The 22,065-nt window shown below is 60.3% G+C and carries 16 protein-coding genes; 1 reads left to right on the top strand and 15 read right to left on the bottom strand.

Features of this window, described 5'->3' with window-relative positions:
- Window positions 1-223 precede the first annotated feature (223 nt).
- From glmS to cdaA, 5 genes are all read right to left on the bottom strand, one after another.
- On the bottom strand, window positions 224-2,050 hold the full coding sequence (glmS, locus tag HM1_RS06940; protein ID WP_041313496.1) for a glutamine--fructose-6-phosphate transaminase (isomerizing): 1,827 nt from the start codon (window positions 2,048-2,050) through the stop codon (window positions 224-226).
- Between the two features lie 602 nt (window positions 2,051-2,652).
- Window positions 2,653-4,032 (bottom strand): phosphoglucosamine mutase, encoded by a 1,380-nt coding sequence (gene glmM, locus HM1_RS06935; protein WP_012282611.1) that lies wholly within the window; start codon window positions 4,030-4,032, stop codon window positions 2,653-2,655.
- Window positions 4,033-4,165: 133 nt separating this feature from the next.
- Window positions 4,166-5,848 (bottom strand): NAD(P)/FAD-dependent oxidoreductase, encoded by a 1,683-nt coding sequence (locus tag HM1_RS06930; protein ID WP_012282610.1) that lies wholly within the window; start codon window positions 5,846-5,848, stop codon window positions 4,166-4,168.
- Window positions 5,849-5,872: 24 nt separating this feature from the next.
- Entirely contained in the window at window positions 5,873-6,970 is a 1,098-nt protein-coding gene (locus HM1_RS06925) for a CdaR family protein (RefSeq protein ID WP_012282609.1), read from the bottom strand.
- Window positions 6,967-7,779: a diadenylate cyclase CdaA gene (gene cdaA, locus HM1_RS06920; protein WP_012282608.1), complete on the bottom strand. Its 813-nt coding sequence runs from the start codon at window positions 7,777-7,779 to the stop codon at window positions 6,967-6,969. The genes HM1_RS06925 and cdaA overlap by 4 nt, the downstream gene beginning before the upstream one ends.
- A gap of 126 nt (window positions 7,780-7,905) precedes the next feature.
- Here cdaA and HM1_RS06915 point away from each other — a divergent pair, with 126 nt between their 5' ends.
- A complete protein-coding gene (locus HM1_RS06915; RefSeq protein WP_012282607.1) occupies window positions 7,906-8,283 on the top strand; it encodes a small basic family protein in 378 nt (125 codons plus the stop codon).
- 234 nt (window positions 8,284-8,517) lie between these two features.
- On the opposite strand, the gene cimA is transcribed toward HM1_RS06915, so the two are convergent.
- From cimA to ilvE, 10 genes are all read right to left on the bottom strand, one after another.
- A complete protein-coding gene (gene cimA, locus HM1_RS06910; protein WP_012282605.1) occupies window positions 8,518-10,113 on the bottom strand; it encodes a citramalate synthase in 1,596 nt (531 codons plus the stop codon).
- 299 nt (window positions 10,114-10,412) lie between these two features.
- Complete coding sequence (gene leuB, locus HM1_RS06905) at window positions 10,413-11,483, bottom strand: 3-isopropylmalate dehydrogenase (protein ID WP_012282604.1); 1,071 nt, start codon at window positions 11,481-11,483, stop codon at window positions 10,413-10,415.
- Between the two features lie 250 nt (window positions 11,484-11,733).
- Window positions 11,734-12,234 carry a 3-isopropylmalate dehydratase small subunit gene (gene leuD / locus HM1_RS06900; RefSeq protein ID WP_012282603.1) on the bottom strand — a complete coding sequence of 167 codons (501 nt, stop codon included), beginning with the start codon at window positions 12,232-12,234 and terminating at the stop codon, window positions 11,734-11,736.
- A complete protein-coding gene (gene leuC / locus HM1_RS06895) occupies window positions 12,234-13,496 on the bottom strand; it encodes a 3-isopropylmalate dehydratase large subunit (RefSeq protein WP_012282602.1) in 1,263 nt (420 codons plus the stop codon). Before leuC ends, leuD begins: the two co-directional genes overlap by 1 nt.
- A gap of 275 nt (window positions 13,497-13,771) precedes the next feature.
- Window positions 13,772-15,310 (bottom strand): 2-isopropylmalate synthase, encoded by a 1,539-nt coding sequence (locus tag HM1_RS06890; protein ID WP_012282601.1) that lies wholly within the window; start codon window positions 15,308-15,310, stop codon window positions 13,772-13,774.
- A gap of 149 nt (window positions 15,311-15,459) precedes the next feature.
- On the bottom strand, window positions 15,460-17,121 hold the full coding sequence (ilvB, locus tag HM1_RS06885) for a biosynthetic-type acetolactate synthase large subunit (protein ID WP_012282600.1): 1,662 nt from the start codon (window positions 17,119-17,121) through the stop codon (window positions 15,460-15,462).
- A 100-nt stretch (window positions 17,122-17,221) separates the two neighbouring features.
- Window positions 17,222-18,217, bottom strand: coding sequence for a ketol-acid reductoisomerase (gene ilvC, locus HM1_RS06880; protein ID WP_012282599.1), 996 nt, complete (start codon window positions 18,215-18,217; stop codon window positions 17,222-17,224).
- A gap of 124 nt (window positions 18,218-18,341) precedes the next feature.
- Complete coding sequence (gene ilvN, locus HM1_RS06875; RefSeq protein ID WP_012282598.1) at window positions 18,342-18,824, bottom strand: acetolactate synthase small subunit; 483 nt, start codon at window positions 18,822-18,824, stop codon at window positions 18,342-18,344.
- A 26-nt stretch (window positions 18,825-18,850) separates the two neighbouring features.
- A complete protein-coding gene (gene ilvD, locus HM1_RS06870) occupies window positions 18,851-20,509 on the bottom strand; it encodes a dihydroxy-acid dehydratase (protein WP_041314961.1) in 1,659 nt (552 codons plus the stop codon).
- 75 nt (window positions 20,510-20,584) lie between these two features.
- Window positions 20,585-21,457, bottom strand: coding sequence for a branched-chain-amino-acid transaminase (ilvE, locus tag HM1_RS06865; RefSeq protein WP_012282596.1), 873 nt, complete (start codon window positions 21,455-21,457; stop codon window positions 20,585-20,587).
- Window positions 21,458-22,065: the final 608 nt, after the last annotated feature.

Below are 22,065 nucleotides of genomic sequence, written 5' to 3'. Positions count from 1 at the left end.
TCCCCAAGCCGGTTCGCAACCGGACGAGCGAGATGCCCTGCGCCTCACTGCGGCCGCACGGGTGGCCTTGTTGCGTCGCCTGGAGACGCAGCCCCCTTGGCGAGAAGAGGCCCGTGGCAAGCGTAACCCCGCCGTTCTGACCGAGGACGGCGGGGTTCTTCATTCATTATGGTTTCATTATGGTTCACTTGAAAAGAGCCGACAAACTGGGAAACCGGCCGAGCTACTCCACCGTCACACTCTTCGCCAGATTCCTCGGCTTATCGACGTCACACTCCCGCGCCACAGCCGTGTAGTACGAGAGCATCTGCAAAGGCACAACCGCCAGGATCGGCGCCAATGCCGGATGGGTGCGGGGGATGGTGAGGACGTATTCGGCGAACTTGGCGATCTCCCTGTTCCCTTCCTGGGCCACGGCGATGACAAAGGCGTCGCGGGCTTTCACCTCTTGGATGTTGGAGATGGTCTTGTCGAAGACCTGCTCCTGGGTGGCCAGGGCGATGACGGGGATGTTGTCGGTGATCAAAGCCAAGGTGCCGTGTTTCAGTTCGCCGGCGGCGTAAGCCTCGGCGTGGATATAGGAGATCTCCTTCAGTTTCAAGGAGCCTTCCAGGGCGACGGCGTAGTCGACGCTGCGGCCGATGAAGAAGACGTCATCCCAGGTCTTGATCTGTTCACTGATGGCCTTCACCGTCTCCGCCTGGGCCAGGACTTTTTCCACCTGGGCCGGTATCTCCCTGATGGCGTCAGCGATGGCCTTGATCGTCTCGGCGCTCTGTGTTCCCCGCACCTGCGCCAAAGCGAGGGCGATACAGTTCATGGCCGCCAGCTGGGTCGTGTAGGCCTTCGTGGAGGCGACGGCGATCTCCGGGCCGGCCCAGGTGTAGAGGACCGAGTCGGCTTCCCGGGAGATGGTGGAGCCAACCACGTTGGTCACGGCAAGGACTTTGGCGCCCTTAGACCGGGCTTCCCGCATCGCTGCCAGGGTATCGGCCGTCTCGCCGGACTGGCTGACGACGATCACCAACGTGTTTTCGTCGACGATGGGGTCGCGGTAGCGGAACTCAGAGGCGATGTCGACCTCGACCGGCACGCGGGCCAAGTCTTCGATCACATACTTGCCGACGAGACCGGCATGGTAGGCGGTGCCGCAGGCGACGATGGTCACCTTGTTGGTCTTTTTCAGCAGTTCCAGGTCGATCTTGATCTCAGAGAGGTTGACGCCGTCGCCGTTGACGCGACCCAAAATGGTGTCGCGCAATGCCTTGGGCTGTTCGTAAATCTCTTTGATCATGAAGTGGTCATAGCCGCCCTTTTCGGCCGCCACAGCGTCCCAGTTGACTTCAAAGACCGCCTTGTCGACAAGCTCGCCGGCGGCGGCGGTTTTGATGACCGCTCCTTGGGGGGTCAGGACAGCCATCTCGCCGTCATCCAAGATGAAGGTGCGGCGGGTGTGGGCCAAGATGGCCGGGATGTCCGAGGCCAGGAAGTATTCACCGTCGCCCAGCCCAACGACGAGGGGGCTGTCTTTGCGGACGGCGACGATCTTTTCAGGTTCGTGACGGCAGAGGAAAGCCATGGCGTAGGAGCCTTCGATGACGCTGACGACCTTGCGGACGGCCGCCTCCAGATCGCCCTGGTAAAAGTTTTCCACCAGGTGGGCTAGCACCTCTGTGTCTGTCTCGGAGGTGAAGGCGTGTCCCTGGGCGATGAGGTCTTCCTTCAGGGTCTGGAAGTTTTCGATGATGCCGTTGTGGACGACGGCGAAGTCGCCCCGGCAGTCTTGGTGAGGGTGAGCGTTTTCATCGGCAGGCTTGCCGTGGGTGGCCCAGCGGGTGTGGCCAATGCCGGTCTGGGCGCCGAAGCTGCAGTAGCTCAGCCGCCCTTCCAAGACGGCCAGCTTGCCTTTGGCCTTGCGGACCTCGATCTTGCCCGCCTCCATGACGGCGACGCCTGCCGAGTCATAGCCGCGGTACTCTAGCTTTTTGAGACCTTCTACGAGGATAGGGGCGGCCGCTTTGCCGCCGATGTAGCCGACGATTCCGCACATGGGATGATTTCTCCTCTCTTCAATCATAGGCCGGATGCTGTGCCTGCCCTTCACCAGGAAGAGCTCGACTCGAAAAATAGGCGCAAAAAAGCCGCCGCTCTCGTGCTTCTTTTCACGAAAGTGTTGGCGGCCGAAAGGCACAGAGCTATCCCGACACTCACCACCAGCCCTTTGTCCCCGCGATTGCTCCCGGAATTTGTGGCTTGGCTGCGGCCGTGAGCGGCCGAGGGGCATCCGCCGAAAACTTCGATAAACCCCTTCCTCGTCAACCGGCTGTCTGCGAATCCTGCTCGATATGTACTCATGCGCTTTTTTGCGCTGACTGCTGATGGTTCGGCCTGATTCGTCTGAATGTCCTGCCGGTTCTGGCGCTATGGATTCACTTGTCGTTCCGTCATCTGACCTTTGCGGCCCTATTTTAAGTCATGATCATTGTATCAGCGAGGGTTGTCCAGCGCAACCCTCCGCTGAAAAAAAGCCGGCCTTGTCGCCAGCACCGCCGCCCTCTCTCGGCGTTATGGTTCAATATCTATGGAGCGATTTCTGTTGCACGATCGCTTTTGACTTCGAAACCGGGTGGAACACTGCCTATTCGCCAGTCCTTAAAAACGCCGGAAAACGTCGGCGATCGCCTCGACGACCTGCTTCAGCTCCTCCGGATCGGGGCCTTCCCCCATCACCCGGATCAGCGGTTCTGTGCCCGACGGGCGCACGAGGATGCGGCCCCTTCCGGCAAGCTTGGCTTTCCCCGCTTCCACAGCGGCCTGCGCCTCCGGCGCGTTCATGCAGCCTTTGTCCTTGACGCGCACATTGACGAGGAGTTGAGGAAGCTGCTCCATCTGGGCGGCCAGTTCAGACAGGGGTTTGCCCGTCTCTTTCAGCACCGTCAGCAGTTGAAGTCCGGTGAGCACGCCATCGCCGGTGGTGTTGTGCTGCAAAAAGAGGATATGGCCCGACTGCTCGCCGCCGAAGGATGCCCCCTCTCTTAAAAGAGCCTCCAGGACATAGCGGTCGCCCACCTTCGTCTCCAGAATGCGGATCCCCGCTCGTTTGAGCGCCAGGTGCAGACCCATGTTGCTCATGACGGTGACGGCGACGGTATCCTTGGGGAGTTGTCCTTTGGCTTTCATATGTAAGGCACAGGTGACCATAATCCGGTCGCCGTCGACGATCCGGCCTTTTTCATCGACCGCGATCAACCGGTCGGCGTCGCCGTCATGAGCCAGTCCGACGTGCGCCCCATGGGCGACGACAGCTTCGCAGAGCTTTTCGGGATGGGTGGAGCCGCAGCCGTCGTTGATGTTCGTGCCGTCCGGCGTGCAGCAGATGGTGACCACTTCGGCACCCAGTTCCCGCAGGATGCGGGGTGCGACCTGATAGGCGGCCCCATTGGCGCCGTCGACGACGACCTTGAGGCCCGAGAAGTCAACGGGGACGGTGGACTTGAGATACTCCACAAAGAGCGTCTCTGCGTCGGCGACAGGGCGCACACGGCCCACCAGAGCGCCTGTAGGGGCCGGCAGGCCGTCGTCATGGCGCCCCTCGGCATCGCCGCCGACATTGTCAAGGGATTGGCCTTTTTCACCGAGGACGTAGCGCTCGATCTCCTCTTCCACAGCGTCGGGGAGTTTGAAGCCCGAGGCGGAGAAAAACTTGATGCCGTTGTCGGCGACGGGGTTGTGGGAGGCCGAGATGACCACGCCGGCGGTGGCCTTCAGTTTCCGTGTCAGGTAGGCGATGCCAGGGGTGGGCAGGACGCCCACAGGCAGCGCCTCGCCGCCGACAGAGGTGATGCCGGCGATCAGGGCTGCCTCCAGCATGTCGCCGGAGATGCGCGTATCTTTGCCGATGACGATGCGGGGCTGGGGCGCTTCCTTGCTGAGCACATAGGCACCGGCCCGCCCCAGTTTAAAAGCCAGTTCCGGTGTCAGTTCGCTGTTGGCGACGCCGCGCACGCCGTCGGTTCCGAATAACTTTCCCACGTTTCTTTTCCCTCTCTTTTTGCTTTTCCGCTGAATTGGCCGCTCTGCACAGTTCTCTTGTTTATTGTCTTTTTGGCCTGCTTCCCTTTTGACCGGTTTCCGTTATTTGACTGGTTTCGTTTCGCCTGTCTCGCTACAGCCGGTAAGTGGCGATGATCGCCTCGGCCAGGCGCAGGCCGTCGACGGCGGCGCTGACGATGCCCCCGGCATAGCCTGCGCCTTCTCCGCCAGGATAGAGCCCTTTGATGCCGGGCGACTGCAGCGATTCGTCGCGGTTGATGCGCCAGGGTGACGAGGTGCGTGTCTCTACACCGGTCAGGACGGCTTTGGGCAGGTCGAATCCCTGGATCTTGCGGCCGAAGTCGGCCAGGCCGGCTGCGAGCGCCTCGCCCACCGCTTTGGGCAGGCCGTCGCGGAGGTTGGCTGCCGTCACGCCGGGCCGATAGGTGGGCTTGACGAGGCTGTCTGACAGGTCGCCTTTTTGGTCAGCTAAAAAATCGCCCACTGTCTGCGCCGGCGCGCGGTAGTCGCCTTCACCCAGTTCAAAGGCTTTGCGCTCCCAGATCCGTTGAAACTCGGCGCCGCCGAGGGGGCCGGGAACAGGGTAGTCACCGGGGCTCACCGAGACGACGAGGGCTGAGTTGGCCACGCCGCTGTCGCGGGCGTAGGCGCTCATGCCGTTGGTGACGACGCCGCCCGCTTCCGAGGCGGCGGCCACCACCTGGCCGCCAGGGCACATGCAGAAGGAAAAGACGGTTCGCCCAGCTTCGGCCAGCTTGGTGTGCAGGTTGTAGTCGGCGACGCCGAGGCGCTCGTGGCCGGCGAAGCGGCCGTACTGGGCGCGGTCGATCAACGCCTGTGGGTGCTCGACGCGCAGGCCGACGGCAAAGGGCTTCGCCTCCATGGCAATCTCCTGGTCGTAGAGGTTTTTCGCCGTATCGCGGGCGCTGTGACCGATAGCCACGATGACCACATCGGCAGCCAGTTCGAGGCCGGAACGGGCTGTTCCGGAGAGAGGCAGGTCCTCCGCCGATCCCCTGTCCATCAAGTCAACGCCCGGCGCGAGCCGCACGCCAGCCACACGCCGGCCCAGAGCCGTTTTTTCCAGTATCAGTTCCTCCACGCAGGCGCCGAAAAAGACCTGACCGCCTTGCTCGAGCAGGCGCTGCCGCAGGTTGCGGACCACCTGGCGCAGGACATCGGTGCCCACATGGGGTTTTGCTTTATATAGGATCTCCTGGGGCGCCCCGGCTTCAGCAAGCCGCCGGAAGACCTCGTTGATCCGCCAGTCGTGGGTGCGAGTCGTCAGTTTGCCGTCGGAAAAGGTGCCGGCGCCACCCTCGCCAAACTGGACGTTCGAATCAGCCCTCAGCTTTCCTGTCTCCCAAAAGCGGTCCACGTCAGCCGCCCGGCGGTCCACATCGTAGCCGCGCTCCAGCAGGATAGGTTTGAAGCCGGCCTCGGCCAGCTTGAGGGCCGCAAAATAACCGCAAGGACCTGCGCCGACGATGACGGGACGACGGGTCAGGGGTTCACTCCCCCGCAACAGTGGTGTCGCTTTGTTCTCAGCGACGAGGCTCACCTGGGGGTCTTTGTCCAAAATCCCCGGCGGGGGCTTCACACCAGCTTTGAGGGTAACCTCTACCGTGTAGACGAAGCGGATATCCGCTTTTTTGCGCGCGTCGACGGCCTCGCGGAGGATCTCCATGTTTTCGATCTGGCCGGGCTTGAGGCCGATCCGGCGGGCCGCTTTTGGCAAAAGGCGCCCGGCATCTTCCGACAGCCCGGCGCGCAGGTTGGCGATGCGAATTTTCAAGACGATTTTGTCTCCTTACTCCCTTTACCTTCTTTGCTGTCCCGTCCCCGCCCCTCCGGTTGCGCCGCTGGTAGTCGCAGCCCCTGTGCCAGCGCCCGAGCCCGGTTCTTTGCCGGGCTCCTTGCCAGGGTCAGTTTGGGTTGTGCCGCCGGTGGCCGGTTTGGCTTCTTCTGGAGGCTGTGGTGTCGGCTGGAAAACCGGTCCGATAGTGACGATGACCCGGACGACGGTGAGCGCGGCGTTGACGGGCCGCACGCCGGCGGGCAAGGCAAGGTTCACATCTTTGACGACATCAGCCCGCGCGCCGTTGATGTCGACAGGCGAGGTGGCCAGCGCGCGCAGGTCGGCAAAGCCTTCCGCCGGCATGGTCACCGACAGGTTTGCCGGTTCTACCCGTGTCGAAAGCACTTTAAAACCATCGGCTGGCGTGCCGGTGACGAGCGGCTGAACAGCGACCGTTCTGCTCGTCATCTCCTGGAGGACCGGAACGGTGACCTCGACCGACTTGGGCGAGATCTGCAGTCTCCCGTCATCGCTGAGGGCCGGCTCAATCACACGGACCGGCAGCAAGCGGGTGAAGCTCTCCTTGGCGCCGACGGGGATTTGCACTCCCACGCGCTGAATCTGCCGCAGTTTTTCACGAGGCCCGCTGACGACAACCTCCGCCGGGCGGAGCGTCGGGTCGCCGACCCGGTAGCCGGCCGCCATGTTGCCCTTAAACTCCCAGGCGAGCGGCAGCGTCCGCGTCTCCAGCACGTCCACATGCAGACTCAGTTCAGCTGGCGATTTGCTGATGATCTGCACATTCGACGGCGCGTCGACGGTGACGCCGATAGTCAACGGTCCCGGTTTGGCCCCGGTCAGGCTGATACGGGCGCGAAAATCGCGAGACGACAAGTTGGCCATGATCGCCTTCGGCCCCTTGACGCGCAGCTCCACCACAGTAGGCGGCTCCGGGTCGAGGACATAGCCGGCTTCGAGTCCTTCCCGCTCCAGTTGGACGGGAAAGGTCTGGACGCTCTGTTGTTCGGCGTTCACGTAGACCCATAGGAGGATGGCGATGGCAAGGGCGGCCAGTTTATAGAGCCAGTTGCGGCGCGCTGTTCCGGCAATATCCATCATGGGTTGCTCCTCCATTGCCAGAACGAACGGGAGTTTGTCGTTTTCGGTTGCAACAGTTCTTCCAGGCGCGATCGGAGGGAGGTTTCATCGAGAAAACGAGTCAGCTTGCCGTCCACCGCCATGGATAGGTTTCCCGTCTCCTCGGAGACGATAACCGCAACGGCATCGGACTGTTCGGTGATGCCGATGCCCGCCCGGTGGCGGGTGCCTAGTTCCCGAGCCAAACCTGGATCGTCGGTGAGCGGCAAATAACAGGCGGCGGCTACGACACGATCGCCGCGCACGACGACGGCGCCGTCATGAAGGGGCGTCTTGGGAATGAATATGTTCACGAGAAACTCGCTCGACACCTTGCCGTCGATCCATGTGCCCGTCTCGATGACATCATTGACGCCTGTCTTGCGTTCGATGATGATCAAGGCGCCGATCTTGTTTTTCATCAGGACGCCGACAGCCCGCACGATCTCGCCGATCAGGAAGCTGCGATCCTCGTCGGCCATGACGGCGATCTGGGCCGGAAACAGCTTGCCTCGTCCCAATTGCTCCAGCGTCCGGCGCAGTTCCGGCTGAAACACAATCGGCAAAGCGACGATCAAGGCGGTCCAGGCCTGCTTCAGCAGCCAACTGAGGGTGTTCAGACTCAGGGCCTCACTGAGGTACGAGGCGATGATCAACACACCGAACCCTTTGAGCAGTTGGACCGCGCGGGTGCCCTTGATGAACATGGTCAGCCGGTAGATGATAAAAGCGACTGCAACGATGTCCAATAGGGCCATAAAATTAAAATTCTCTAAGTTCGGTGGTAGCATCGTCATCACCTCCCTGTATAGAAATTCTCTCTCAGCGGCGAAAATCCCTTGTGGCAAAATCAGGTTTGCGACTATAATGGAGCCGAAGTGACAAAGATTTTTCCCGTCGAGGTGGTGCAGAACAAGATGTGGCTACCGCTGATTGGGTTGGCCCTTGGCATCTTCATCGGATCCGTTTTATCCATTACCATCCCCATGGAATATGCCAAATATATGTCCGTGGCCGTTCTGGCAGCGCTGGATTCGGTCTTCGGCTCTCTCCGCAGCTTCCTAGAGGACAAATTTGACGCCCTCGTCCTGCTGACCGGATTTTTTACAAACGCCGTCCTGGCGGCCTTGCTGGCCTACATCGGCGACCGCCTCGGCGTCGATCTCTTTTTGGCGGCTGTCTTCGCCTTCGGCGTCCGGATTTTCCAAAACCTCGCTGTCATTCGCCGCTACGTGATCGACCGCATGATCCGTCCTCGACCGAAAAACCAACCGAATCCGATCGAAAAGATCTGATTCGAGATTCGTCAAAGACGCCTGTTCTCCGTCAAGGGTGCCTGTTGTTCATCAAAGGTATCTGTTGCTCGTTAGAGGTATCTGTTGCTCGTTAAAGGTGCCTGCTGTTCGTCAAGATGGCTGTTGTTTCTGACGATGATCGCCTCTCCTTTGCAAGAGCTTTCTCTGAAAGCGTAGAGCCTGCCCACCGGGCAGGCTCTTTCCATTTCTGAAATCGGACGGGCAGTCAACCCATTAGGCAGGTCGGGATGATTCTATCGACGCCCGGGCCCGTTCTCGCATGTAGCCATACAGGAAGGAGTCCATCAACGCCTGCCAAGAGGCCTCGATGATGTTGGTCGACACGCCAACAGTCCCCCAGGCGTCGTGGGAGTCCCGCGTCTCGATGAGGACGCGAACTTTTGCCTCTGTGGCGTCTTTCCCGTCGAGGACACGCACCTTGTAGTCGGTGAGATGGCACTCGGCCAGGAAGGGGTAGTGGCTGAGAAGGGCCTTGCGCAGCGCGTTGTCGACGGCGTTGACGGGGCCGTTACCTTCGGCGGCCGTATGAACGACTTGGTCGCCGACGCGCAGCTTGATCATGGCTTCCGAGGTGAAATCGGCGTCAGATCGCTTCTCGATGATCAGGCGGATCGAGTCAAGAACGAAGGGCACCGGATCTTCGCCGAAGGCGCGGCGCAGGAGCACCTCAAAAGACGCTTCCGCCCCTTCAAATTGAAAGCCTTGATGTTCGAGGTTCTTGATCTGTTCGATGATCTGCTTCGTATCGGCGTTCTGCCGGTTTACATCCAAGCCCAGTTCCTTGGCCTTGTAGATGACGTTGCTCATGCCGGACAGTTCGGATACGAGGACGCGCCGATGGTTGCCCACCGCCTCCGGCTGGATGTGTTCATAGGTGCCGGGGTCCTTCATCAAGGCCGACACGTGGATGCCGCCCTTGTGCGCGAAAGCCGAATGACCGACAAAAGGCATGTCGTTGCGCAGGGGCATGTTGGCGATCTCACCGACAAAGTGAGCCGCATCAGTCAAGGTCTGCAACTTGCCCTCCGGCAGGCACTCCATCTTCATCTTCAACTGGAGGTTGGGGATGACAGAACAAAGATTGACGTTGCCGCAGCGTTCCCCATAGCCGTTCATGGTGCCCTGCACCTGGCGGGCGCCGGCCATGACTCCCATGATGGAGTTGGCCACTGCCAGGTCGCCGTCGTTGTGGACGTGGACGCCCACAGGCGCCCGCAGGGTGAAGACCATCTCCTGCGTGATGGACAGGACATCGTGGGGAAGTGTGCCGCCGTTGGTGTCGCAGAGGACGATCCAGTCGGCGCCTGCTTTTTCCGCCGTCATGACGACCTCTTTGGCATAGGCGGGATTGCCTTTGTAGCCGTCATAGAAGTGCTCAGCGTCGAAAATCACTTCCCGGCCCTGATTTTTCAAGAAGGTGATCGAATCGCGGACCAGACGCAGGTTTTCTTCCAAGGTGGTCCGTAGGGCCGCTGTGACATGAAAATCCCAGGATTTGCCGAATATCGTGACGACCGGCGCGCCCGACTCGATGAGCGCCCGCAGGTTAGGATCGTCACAAGCCTCGCTGCCAGGGCGGCAGGTCGAGCCGAAGGCGGCAATCTTGGCATGCTTCCATGTCATCTGCTGCGCCCGCTGGAAAAATTCCATGTCTTTGGGGTTGGATCCGGGCCATCCGCCCTCAATGTAGGCTACGCCAAGTTGATCCAAACGTGCTGCGATTTTTACTTTGTCTTCCACACTGAGGGAGATGCCTTCCCCCTGGGTTCCGTCGCGAAGCGTCGTGTCATAAATAAATACACGGTCCATCGGGGGCACCTCTTTCTCGAACTGTTCCACTTGACCGTGGCGTGGCGCAGTTTCTTAAACGGTCAAGCTTGTGGATGGCACGCACGTCCTGGGGACCGGGGCGGCAGGAGATGAGTCTCATGACTTGACCATCGATTCACCGAACGATGCGTGTATCTCTTTGAGTTATTCATCTGCTGCAGCGGTGCGGGTCCTGGGACAGGGAAGCGTACCGGTAAGCGATGAATGTTCGTGTTTATGCGCTGGATGTTCGCGTTTGTGATAACGAGCGATACATCCTGATATGAGAGAAGAGCCGGTCAAGCCAGCTCTTCCAACACACGGTCCGTCATCTCTTCGGTGTTGACCAGCCTTTTTCCTGCTTCCATGATGTCGCCGGTGCGGAAACCTTTCGCCAGCACCGCTTCTATGGCTGCCTCGATGGCCCGAGCTTCTGCGACACGGTTGAAGGAGTATTCCAGCATCATCGCCGCTGACAGAATGGTGGCGATGGGGTTGGCTTTTTTCTGGCCGGCGATATCGGGAGCAGAGCCATGAGCCGGTTCGTATAGACCGACGCGGCCGCCAAGGGAGGCCGATGCCAGCATGCCGAGAGAGGCGGAGAGCATCGACGCCTGATCGGAGAGGATGTCGCCGAAGGTGTTTTCAGTGACCACCACGTCAAACTGGCCGGGGTTGCGGATGAGCTGCATGGCTGCATTGTCCACATACATGTGGGTGACGGCGATGTCGGGGTATTCGGGAGCAAGGCGGTTCACCGTCTCCCGCCAGAGGCGGGATGATTCGAGGACGTTCGCCTTGTCGACGGAGCAGAGTTTTTTCCGGCGATGACGGGCTGTCTCGAAGGCCAGCCGGACGATGCGCTCAATCTCCGGCGTCGAATAGATCATGGTGTCCCAGGCCTGCTGGACGCCATCGACGTCTGTTCGTCCTTTGGAGCCGAAGTAGAGACCGCCTGTCAGTTCGCGGATGATGACCATGTCCGTACCGGCGAGGACCTCTTTTTTGAGGGTCGACGCGTCTGCGAGGGCATCATAGGTGCGGCAGGGGCGGATGTTGGCGTACAGCCCCAAGGCCTTGCGCAGCGGCAGCAGGGCGCCCACCTCCGGTCGGAGATGGGTCGGCAGGTTGTCCCACTTGGGTCCGCCGATGGCGCCGAGGAGGATGGCGTCGCTGTTTCGGCACAGTTCCAGCGTTTCCTGAGGCAGGGGCTGGCCTGTCTCGTCGATGGCGATGCCGCCAATGAGCCCTTCCGTGAAGGTAAAGGAAAGACCGTACTTGGCGCCAACGGCCTCAAGGACGCGCAGCGCCTGGGGTACGATTTCGGCGCCGATGCCGTCGCCGGGAAGGACTGCGATGCGGTATGTCAACAGTGCTCGTCCTTTCGTGTGGCCGGGGGCAGCCGTTTGTTCGCTTAGGGCCTCGCGGCGGCTCGCTCGGATGCTCCGCTAGGGCGCCAAACCTCTGGGCTTTTCTGCATGTGAACCATGGCGCCCTTACCGCTTCGCATCTCTCGCTCGCTTTTCGCCGCTACGCCCAAACCGCTCACAAACGGCTACCCCCGGCTGGTAATATTCCGTTATTCGTAACATCCGAAGAAACCGGAAAGCCTTTTTCCTTTTATTTCCCTTCCGCTACCCGGGTCTTGACGTACTGCATGAGGCCGCCGGCCTGGATGATCGATTGCATCGAGGCAGGGAGGGCTTTGGCGGTGTAGGTCTGGCCGGTGGTCATGTTGAAGATGACGCCCCTATCGGCGTTGACCTGGACGACGTCGCCCTCACGGATGCCGTCAACAGCCTCGGGGCATTCGAAGATGGGAAGGCCGATGTTGATGGCGTTGCGGAAGAAGATGCGGGCGAAGGACTTGGCGATGACGCAAGGGACGCCGGCGGCTTTAATGGCGATGGGGGCATGTTCCCGCGAGGAGCCGCAGCCAAAGTTTTTGTCGGCGACGATGATGTCGCCCTTGCGCACCTTCTGGGGGAAGGAGGGATCGGCGTCTTCCATGCAGTGTTTGGCCAGTTCTTCCGGCGACGTGGTGTTCAGGTAGCGAGCCGGGATGATGGCGTCGGTATCGATGTCCTTGCCGAATTTCCATACGCGGCCTGTAAATTCCATTATTCCACCTCCCGTGGATGGACGATGCGCCCGGCGATGGCCGAAGCGGCGGCCACGTTGGGGCCGCACAGGTAGACTTCGCTTTCAGGGTGGCCCATGCGGCCGACGAAATTGCGGTTCGTCGTCGCCAATGCCCGCTCGCCTTTGGCCAGGATGCCCATGTGGCCGCCCAGGCAGGGACCGCAGGTGGGCGTCGACACGGCAGCGCCGGCATCAATAAAGATATCGATGAGGCCTTCCTTGATGGCTTGCTTGTAGATGGCCTGGGTGCCGGGAAAGATGATGCAGCGGACGTTTTTGTGCACCTTTTTGCCTTGCAGGATCTTGGCGGCCATGCGCAGGTCTTCGATGCGCCCGTTTGTGCAGGAGCCGATGACGACCTGGTCGATTTCAACGTGGCCGGCTTCGCTGACAGGCCGGGTGTTTTCAGGCAGGTGCGGGAAGGCGACAACAGGCTCCAGTTTCTCCACGTCATACTTGATGACGCGGGCATACTTGGCATCGGGGTCGGACGTATAGACCTTATAGGGGCGGGTGGCCCGCTCCTCCACATAGGCAATCGTCTTTTTGTCGGGGGCGATGATGCCGTTTTTGCCGCCGGCTTCGATGGCCATGTTGCACATGGTCATGCGGCCGTCCATGGACAGGTCGTCGATAGCGGAACCGGTGAACTCCATCGACTGGTAGAGGGCGCCGTCGACACCGATGTCGCCGATGGTATGCAAAATCAGGTCCTTGCCGGTCACGTCTTCGGGCAGTTTGCCTTCGTACTCGAACTTGATCGCCTCAGGGACCTTGAACCAGGCTTCGCCCAGGGCAATGCCGGCAGCCAGGTCGGTCGAGCCGACGCCGGTGGCGAAAGCGCCCAAGGCGCCGTAGGTGCAGGTATGGGAGTCGGCGCCGATGACGGCGTCACCGGGCACGACGAGCCCTTTTTCCGGCAGCAGGCAGTGTTCGATGCCCATGTCGCCCACATCATAATGATGGGTGATGTCATGTTTGCGGGCGAAGTCCCGCACGATCTTAGACTGCTCGGCAGACTTGATGTCCTTGGCCGGCACGAAGTGGTCCTGAACCAAAACGACCCGTTCTTTGTCAAAAACCGCGTCCAAGCTGGCTTTTTCCAGCTCTTTGATGGAAACGGGCGCCGTAACGTCGTTCGCCAGCACCAGATCCAGCTTCGCCTGGATCAATTCTCCCGGCTCCACCGACGCCTTCCCGGCATGCGCCGCCAATATCTTTTCAGTGATGGTCATACCCATGGCCGTCTTGGTCCCTCCTTATAAAACGGGTTGAATGTTATCTTACGCCTTAAAATATACGAGTTTCGTAAGGCTTGGGGAGTGGATGCGCTGCGAGCGCTTTGAGCGGAGCGGCGTGATGGGCGCAGACCGCGCAGCGTCAAAGGGCGCCATCGACATGCAGAAAAGCCCAAGCGTTTTGGCGCCCTAGCGGAGCGGTCCAGCGAACAGGCGCGCAGCTCTTCGCGAGTGGCGCATCCACCCCCCCGCCTGTTAAATACATTCCAGGTTAAATCCTAGACAGCCCGCTCCGTCTTCGCCTTCGGCAGCCCATCAAAGACAATCTTGTTGACCGCATTCAGATAAGCCTTCGCCGACGCTACGATGATGTCCGTATCGACGCCGCGTCCCGTGTAGAAGCGGCCTTCCCGCTCCAGCTTGACGCTGACCTCGCCTTGGGAGTCCTCGCCGGCGGTGGTGGCGCTGATGGCGTAGGAGGCCAGGCGGGCGCCGGTGCCGGTGATCTTCTCGATGGCTTTGTAGGCGGCGTCAACAGGACCGTCGCCGCAGGAAGCTTCCTCAAAGTTCTCCTCTTCGCGACGGAGCCGGACCGTCGCCGTCGGAACCAGCACGGTGCCGCTGGTGATGTGCAGGTATTCGAGGCTGTAGGCCTCGGGGAAGGCGCGCAGTTCATCTTCGACGAGAACGACCAGGTCTTCATCTGTGATCTCCCGTTTGCGATCGGCCAGGGCTTTGAACCGGGCAAAGGCCTTTGTCAGCTTCTCATCGTCAAGGCTGTAGCCCAGTTCTTTGAGGCGCTCCCGGAAGGCGTGTCGGCCCGAGTGTTTGCCCAGGACGATGTTGTTCGTGAAGATGCCGATCATCTCAGGGTTCATGATCTCGTAGGTGGTCCGCTCTTTCAGCACGCCGTCCTGGTGGATGCCCGACTCGTGGGCGAAGGCGTTTTTACCGACAATGGCTTTGTTCGGCTGGACGAGCATCCCCGTCAGGTTGGAAACGAGACGCGAGGTCCGGTAGATCTCGCTCTTGTTGATCGACGTCTCCAGGTTGTAAAAGGGCTTGCGGGTATAGAGGGCCATGATCACCTCTTCGAGGGAGGCGTTGCCGGCCCGTTCGCCGATGCCGTTGATGGTGCCTTCCACCTGGAGGGCGCCGTTTTCCAGGGCAGCCAGGGTATTGGCGACAGCCAAACCAAGGTCATTATGGCAGTGAACGGAGACAATGGCCTTATCTATGTTCGGTGTGCCGTTGATGATCGCTTTGATGAAGGCGCCGAACTCCTGAGGCGTGGCGTAGCCGACGGTGTCAGGGATGTTGATCGTCGTCGCACCTGCCTCGATGGCCGCCGAGAAGATGCGGCAGAGGAAGCCCACATCGCTGCGGAAGGCGTCTTCGGCGGAAAACTCCACATTCGAGGTGAAGGACTTGGCCAGTTTGACCGCGTCGACCGCCGTATCGAGGACCTTGTCCGGCTCCATGCGCAGCTTGTGCTGCATGTGGATGGGCGACGTGGCGATGAAGGTATGGATCCGGGCTTCTTCGGCGCCGCGCAGCGCTTCGGCAGCCCGCTCGATATCTTTGCGGTTGGCCCGGGCGAGGGCGCAGATGACGGGACCGCGCACCTGTTCAGCCACCGCCTTGACCGCCTCGAAGTCGCCCGGTGAGGCGATGGGGAAACCAGCTTCGATGACGTCCACGCCTAGGCGGGCCAACTGCTGGGCAATCTCCAGCTTTTCATGGAGGTTGAGGCTCACCCCGGGCGATTGCTCGCCGTCTCGGAGAGTGGTGTCAAAAATGACGACTCGCTTGGACATCCGAAAGCCCCCTTTTCTACATGGCTTGATCTTATTGGCTATCCCTCTGCACCTGGATAAGCAAATTCCTAGCTGGCTCTTGCAGCAACCCAGCTATTGATTATCAAGGGAATCAATATTTTCTCGATTTAGCGCAGAAGTCAGATAACTTACTCGCAGAGGATGATCTCATCGAGCCCTTTGCCGCCGAGGACAGTCGGGTAGACCATATCGTTTTCGTCAGTCATCACCTCGACAAGGACTATGCCGGGATGGGCGAAGGCTTCCCGAAGGGTCGCCTCGACTTCCTCCAACCGGGTGACGGCGAAGTAGCGGATGCCGTAGGCGGCGGCGATGGACTCGAAGGAAGGATTGAAGGTCAGCTTCACGCCGGAGTAGCGCTTGCCGCAGTAGAAGTGTTGGAGTTGGCGAACCATCCCCAGGGCGTTGTTGTTGAAGAGGATGATCTTCAGGGGCAGGTTCTCCTGCCGGGCCGTGCCCAACTCTTGCATCTGCATCTGGATGGAGCCGTCGCCGGTAAATAGGATCACCATATCATCAGGCCTGGCCGTCTGTAGGCCGTTGGCAGCCGGCAGACCGTAGCCCATGGTGCCGAGACCGGCTGAGGTGACAAATCTCCCCGGCTTGATGAACTTATAGTGCAAAGCTGCCCAGATCTGGTGCTGGCCCACATCGGTGGCGACCCAGGCCTGATCGCGCGTCATGTCGCCGGCTTTTTCGATGACGTACTGAGCGGTCAGGCTCTGCTTCGGGTACTTGAGGGGGTTCTGGGCCTTCAACTGGGCCACCTGTTCCAGCCACTCGGCATGATTGGGCGCCGGTTTCAACTGGTTGAGCTGCTGGAGCACCAGGCGGGCATCGCCGACGATGGGCACGTCAATGTCGGCGTTCTTGCCGATCTCAGCCGGGTCTATGTCGATGTGGATGATCTTGGCGTCACGGGCAAACTTGGCCACGTTGCCGGTGGCCCGATCGCCGAAGCGGACACCGATGCCGATGAGCAGATCGGCCTGGCTGACGGCCCGGTTGGCATAAGGAGTTCCGTGCATGCCCACCATCCCCAGGGAAAGGGGGTGCGTCTCCGGAAAAGCGCCGATGCCCATCAGTGTCGTCGTGACCGGGATCTGGGCCGACAGGGCCAGCTCAGTCAGTTCCTGAGCGGCGTTGGCGAGGATGATGCCGCCGCCGACCATGATCACGGGCCGTTTCGCTTCTTGAATCAACTTGGCGGCGTTTTTGATCTGTGATGGATGGCCCTTGACATTGGGCCGATAACCGCGGATGTCGATGGCCGGTTTCTCACCGCAGCGGGAGCACTCGGCGGAAAGGACATCCTTGGGGATGTCGATCAGCACAGGTCCGGGCCGACCGGTGGAGGCGATGTGGAAAGCCTCATAGACGACGCGGGGGATGTCGCCCACATCTTTGACGAGGTAGTTGTGTTTGGTGATCGGCATGGTGATGCCGGTGATATCGACTTCTTGAAAGGCGTCGGTGCCGACCATAGAGGTGGGAACCTGCCCGGTAATGATGACCATGGGGATCGAGTCCATGTAGGCGTTGGCGATCCCTGTGACCAGGTTGGTCGCCCCCGGTCCCGATGTGGCCAGGCAGACCCCCGGTTTGCCGGCGGCGCGGGCGAATCCGTTGGCCGCGTGGGCAGCCCCTTGTTCGCAACGCACAAGGATATGCCGGATGGGGGATTCGAGCAGGGCGTCATAAATCGGCAGCACCGACCCGCCGGGATAGCCGAAGATGACCTCGACGCCGTTTTCTTCCAAGCATTTCAGCAGCGCCTGGGCTCCGTTCAAGGCGTTCCACTCCCCTCTTCCTGTATCGGCCCCATCGACAAGGAAAGCCCCGTCACGGGGCCTCCTCATCGGATCGCGCAGGCCGGCGTCTTTTTTTCGATTACTTGGCAGTCTTCAGCCAGGGCATCATGGCCCGCAGTTTTTTGCCGACGATTTCGATCTCATGATTTTCATCGGCTTTGGCCAGGGCGTTGAATTTGGGACGATTGACTTCGTTTTCAAGGAGCCATTCCTTGGCGAAGGTGCCCTCTTGGATCTCCCTGAGGACTTTTTTCATTTCCTTCTTGGTCTCTTCGGTGATGATGCGGGGCCCGATGTTCATGTCGCCCCACTGGGCCGTATCGGAGATGGAGTAGCGCATCCAGGAGATGCCGCCTTCATACATCAGGTCAACGATCAGCTTCAGTTCATGGAGGCACTCGAAGTAGGCCATTTCGGGGGCGTAGCCGGCTTCGACAAGGGTCTCAAAACCGGCCTTGACGAGGGCCGAAGCGCCGCCGCAGAGGACCGCCTGTTCGCCAAAGAGGTCTGTTTCGGTCTCTTCCCGGAAGGTCGTTTCGATGACGCCGGCCCGGGTGCCGCCGGTACCTTTGGCGTAGGCGAGGGCGAGGTCTTTGGCGCGGCCGGTGGCGTCCTGGTAGACGGCGATGAGGGTGGGTACGCCGGCGCCCATGGTGTACATGCGGCGAACCATGTGGCCGGGGCTCTTGGGGGCAACCATGAAGACGTCTACGTTTTTGGGCGGCTGGATCTGTCCGAAGTGGATGTTGAAGCCGTGGGAGAAGCAGAGGGCTTTGCCTTCAGTCAGATAGGGAGCGATCTCTTCCCGATAGACCTTGCCCTGTTTTTCGTCGGGGATCAGGATCTGGATGATGTCCGCCTTGGCGGCCGCTTCGGCGACGGAATAGACTTCAAAGCCATAGGCTTGGGCTTCTTTGACGCGGTTGGAGTCTGGGCGCAGGCCGATGATGACGTTGACACCGGAATCCTTCAGGTTCTGCGCCTGGGCGTGACCTTGGCTGCCGTAGCCGATGACGGCAACGATTTTGCCTTCGAGCAGGGACAGATCGGCGTCGGCATCATAGTACATTTTCATTGAGAGGTTCCTCCATTCCCTATTTGCACATTTGTCATTGGGGTCGCCTTTTGATTGGGTTTGCTGCAGCAGGCAGGTCGCACCGCTGATTGTCAGTGGCCTTTCCCGGCAGCGGGTTGGTCGCCTACTTTGCCCCCCGCAGCATGGAGATCCGCCCGGTGCGGGCGAATTCGCGGATGCCGAAGGGTCGCAGGCTGGTCAGGATGGCTTGGATCTTCTTCTGATCGCCCACCACCTGAATGATCACGGAGCTGCGGCTCAGGTCGACGATGGTGGCCCGGAAGATCTCGCAGATCTGCATCACCTCGCTGCGGGCGGCTACGTCGGCCGTGTTCACCTTGACGAGGATCAGCTCCCGGTGGACCGACTCTTCGTCGGTGATATCCTGGATCTTGATCACGTCGATCAACTTGTGGAGCTGCTTGGTGACCTGTTCGATGATCCGGTCGTCGCCGTCAACGACGATGGTCATACGGGAAACGGTGGGGTTTTCCGTTTCCCCGACGACGAGGCTCTCGATGTTGTATCCTCGACGGGCAAAAAGGCCGGCCACGCGCGTCAGGATCCCCGGTTTGTTCTCCACCAAAACGGACAGGGTATGGCGCATCGCCTTCGCCTCCTTTTATCCCGCTCTTAGCGCATCCGGGCCCCGGTTGAGGCGGACAGCACGTTCTGGGCGTAACGTTTCATATATCCCGACGTCACCTTCGGCGCCGGCGGTTGCCATTCCTTGCGGCGCTCGGCCAGTTCCGCCGCGTCAACCTCCACATCGAGTCTGCCGGCAGGGATGTCGATAGCGATGATGTCGCCTTCACGGATGAAGGCGATAGGGCCGCCGTCTGCCGCTTCCGGCGAGACGTGACCGATGGCGGCTCCGCGCGTCGCTCCGGAGAAGCGGCCGTCGGTGATCAGGGCCACATCCTTGTCAAGGCCCATACCGCAGATGGTCGACGTGGGCGAGAGCATCTCCCGCATGCCTGGGCCGCCGCGCGGTCCTTCGTAGCGGATGACGACGACGTCGCCCTTCTGGATTCTGCCGCCTGTGATGGCCGCGTAGGCTTGTTCCTCCGAGTCGAAAACCCGGGCGGGACCCTTGTGGACGAGCATCTCCGGCGCCACGGCGCCCTTCTTGACAACAGCACCGTCGGGGGCGAGATTGCCCCGCAGGACAGCGAGACCGCCCGTCTTGGAATAGGGGTTGTCGAGGGGACGGATGACATCGGGCCGCAGGTTGACGACGGAAGCCACGTTTTCGGCGACGGTCTTGCCGGTCACTGTGGGCAGGTCGCCGTCGATGAGCCCCGCTTCGAGGAGGGACTTCATGACAGCGGGGATGCCTCCCGCTTCATAGAGGTCTTCAATATGGTGCTCCCCGGCTGGGGCGAGCTTGCAGAGGTGAGGCGTTTTAGCGCTGATCTCGTTGACCATATCGAGATTCAGTTCGACGCCGGCTTCATGAGCGATAGCAGGCAGGTGTAGCAGCGTGTTGGTGGAGCAGCCCAGGGCCATATCGACAGTGACGGCGTTGCGGAATGTGCCTTCAGTCATCATATCGAGGGGTCGAACATTGTTGGCCAACAGGTCCATGATCCGCATCCCTGTCTGCTTCGCTAGCAGAATGCGGGCCGAGTAGACGGCCGGGATGGTGCCGTTGCCAGGCAGGCTCATGCCGAGGACTTCGGTAAGGCAGTTCATCGAGTTAGCTGTGAACATACCTGAGCAGGAACCGCAGGTGGGACAGGCGTTTTTCTCGAGCTCCTCCAACTCTTCCATCGTCATCTTGCCGGTATTGTACTGGCCGACGCCTTCGAAGACGGTGTTCAAGTTGACTTTTTTGCCCTGAAAGCGTCCTGCCAGCATGGGGCCACCGCTGACGAAGATGGAGGGGATGTTCAGGCGGGCCGCCGCCATCAACATACCGGGGACGACCTTGTCACAGTTGGGGATGAAGACGAGGGCGTCGAAGCCATGAGCCATGGTCATCACTTCGATCGAGTCGGCGATCAGTTCCCGCGAGGCGAGGGAGTACTTCATGCCGGTGTGATTCATGGCGATGCCGTCACAGACGGCGATGGTTGGAAATGCCAGCGGTGTGCCGCCGGCCAGGCGGACGCCTGCCTTGACGGCGTCGGCGATCGTGTCCAGGTGGATGTGGCCGGGGACTACGTCGTTCTTGGCGTTGACGATACCGATCAGCGGTCGGTTCATCTCCTCCGCTGTGAGACCGATGGATCGCAAGAGTGAACGGTGCGGCGCTTTTTCCACACCGCATTTGACCGTCTGACTGCGCAGATTCCCTTCCAACAGGCTCCCCCCATTTCCAGTTTTGCTCGTCTTTCTTGCTATCGACGGATGGCGTCGATATGGCTAAATCGGCGTGCCTTGATTCCGGGCGTATTCCCGAAAGGCGGCGATGAGGTCGCTCGTCATCGGACCAGGAACGCCTTCACCGATGGTCCGGCCGTCGACGGTGACGACAGGGATGACCTCGGCGGCGGTGCCGGTGAGAAAAACCTCATCGGCTGTATAGACATCGAAGCGGGTGAAGACCGCTTCGACCACCGGAATGCCTTTTTCGCGGGCCAGGTCCATGACGGTGTTGCGGGTGATGCCCTCCAAAATGCCGACATGAACGGGCGGGGTGATCAGGCGTCTCTGTTTGATAATAAAGATGTTGTCGCCGGTGCACTCAGCCACATAGCCTTCCTGGTTGAGCATGATCGCCTCTAAGACGCCAGCCTTGGCCGCTTCCAGCTTGGCCAGGATGTTGTTCAGGTAGTTGAGCGACTTAATGCGCGGGTTTAGGGCTTCGGGCACATTGCGGCGCGTGGCCACCGTGACGACCTCCAGGCCCTTTTCGTAGAACTCCGGCGGGTAGAGGGTGATGCCGGCGGCGATGCACATCACCGTAGCCCCGGGGCACTTGCGCGGGTCCAGGCCCAGATCTCCCTTCCCCCGGGATACGACCAAGCGGATGTAGGCGTCGCGAAGATGGTTGCGGCGCAGGGTCTCCAAGACGACGTCGACCATTTCCCCTTTTCCCATGGGAATCGCCAACTGAATGGCTTTTGCGGAGTCATAGAGGCGGTCGATGTGCGCATCCAGTTTGAAGACCCGACCGTTGTAGGCCCGGATGCCTTCAAAAATCCCGTCTCCGTACAGAAAACCGTGATCAAAGACGGATATCCTTGCCTGCTCCTCCGGAACAAAACAGCCGTCCAAGTAGATGATTCGGCTCACCTTCGCAATCTCCCCTTCCGTTAACCTGTGCCATGATGTCAAAAGAGAAAATAAAAAAACCTCCCGCCCAGACAGGTCTTCACCTGTCAGGGACGAGAGGATTTTTCCCGCGGTACCACCCTGATTGTCGCGCCCGAAAAAAGGCGCAACCTCTTGACCGACAGCCAGCGGCTGCCGCCAGCATGATAACGGACGCTCGCGCCTGTGGCGCTCCATCCGGCTCCATCTACTGCCCGCCTCGCGGCAAGGGTTCAACTGGCAACTCCCGGGAGAGACAACACCGCCGTATTAGTGCCGGTTTCCAGCTTCCCCGGCTCTCTGGGACTAAGGGACAAACGGTGTACAGTACCCCATCATCGTCTTTGGTCAAGGTTCTGTTATTGACAATTAGTATAGTCAAGCATCCCCTCCGGTGTCAAGGAGCGAAGGCGGTTAAATCGCTGTAAAAAATCTCTCCTTTTCTTGTTGCCTTCTTCACAATAATGTGATAAGATAAAGCCAAGCAACAACCCTACAGTAAGGTTCAGGTTCACCTACTCACGATGGTTGGAAACTCGGTTTTCCGGTCAGTGCAGGTGTCGACCCGTTCAACAGTGGGGTTCCTTTTA

The organism is Heliomicrobium modesticaldum Ice1 (assembly GCF_000019165.1).
Lineage (GTDB): Bacteria > Bacillota > Desulfitobacteriia > Heliobacteriales > Heliobacteriaceae > Heliomicrobium > Heliomicrobium modesticaldum.
This window is presented reverse-complemented; position numbering and strand designations above follow the sequence as displayed.

What these genes read in the sequence shown, in the direction of transcription:
- glmS (WP_041313496.1), bottom strand. Translation starts at nt 2,050, where the DNA reads ATGTGCGGAATCGTCGGCTACATCGGCGGCAAAGCGGCCGCCCCTATC.
- HM1_RS06925 (WP_012282609.1), bottom strand. Translation starts at nt 6,970, where the DNA reads ATGATGGATATTGCCGGAACAGCGCGCCGCAACTGGCTCTATAAACTG.
- cdaA (WP_012282608.1), bottom strand. Translation starts at nt 7,779, where the DNA reads ATGCTACCACCGAACTTAGAGAATTTTAATTTTATGGCCCTATTGGAC.
- HM1_RS06915 (WP_012282607.1), top strand. Translation starts at nt 7,906, where the DNA reads ATGTGGCTACCGCTGATTGGGTTGGCCCTTGGCATCTTCATCGGATCC.
- cimA (WP_012282605.1), bottom strand. Translation starts at nt 10,113, where the DNA reads ATGGACCGTGTATTTATTTATGACACGACGCTTCGCGACGGAACCCAG.
- leuD (WP_012282603.1), bottom strand. Translation starts at nt 12,234, where the DNA reads ATGGAATTTACAGGCCGCGTATGGAAATTCGGCAAGGACATCGATACC.
- leuC (WP_012282602.1), bottom strand. Translation starts at nt 13,496, where the DNA reads ATGGGTATGACCATCACTGAAAAGATATTGGCGGCGCATGCCGGGAAG.
- HM1_RS06890 (WP_012282601.1), bottom strand. Translation starts at nt 15,310, where the DNA reads ATGTCCAAGCGAGTCGTCATTTTTGACACCACTCTCCGAGACGGCGAG.
- ilvC (WP_012282599.1), bottom strand. Translation starts at nt 18,217, where the DNA reads ATGAAAATGTACTATGATGCCGACGCCGATCTGTCCCTGCTCGAAGGC.
- ilvN (WP_012282598.1), bottom strand. Translation starts at nt 18,824, where the DNA reads ATGCGCCATACCCTGTCCGTTTTGGTGGAGAACAAACCGGGGATCCTG.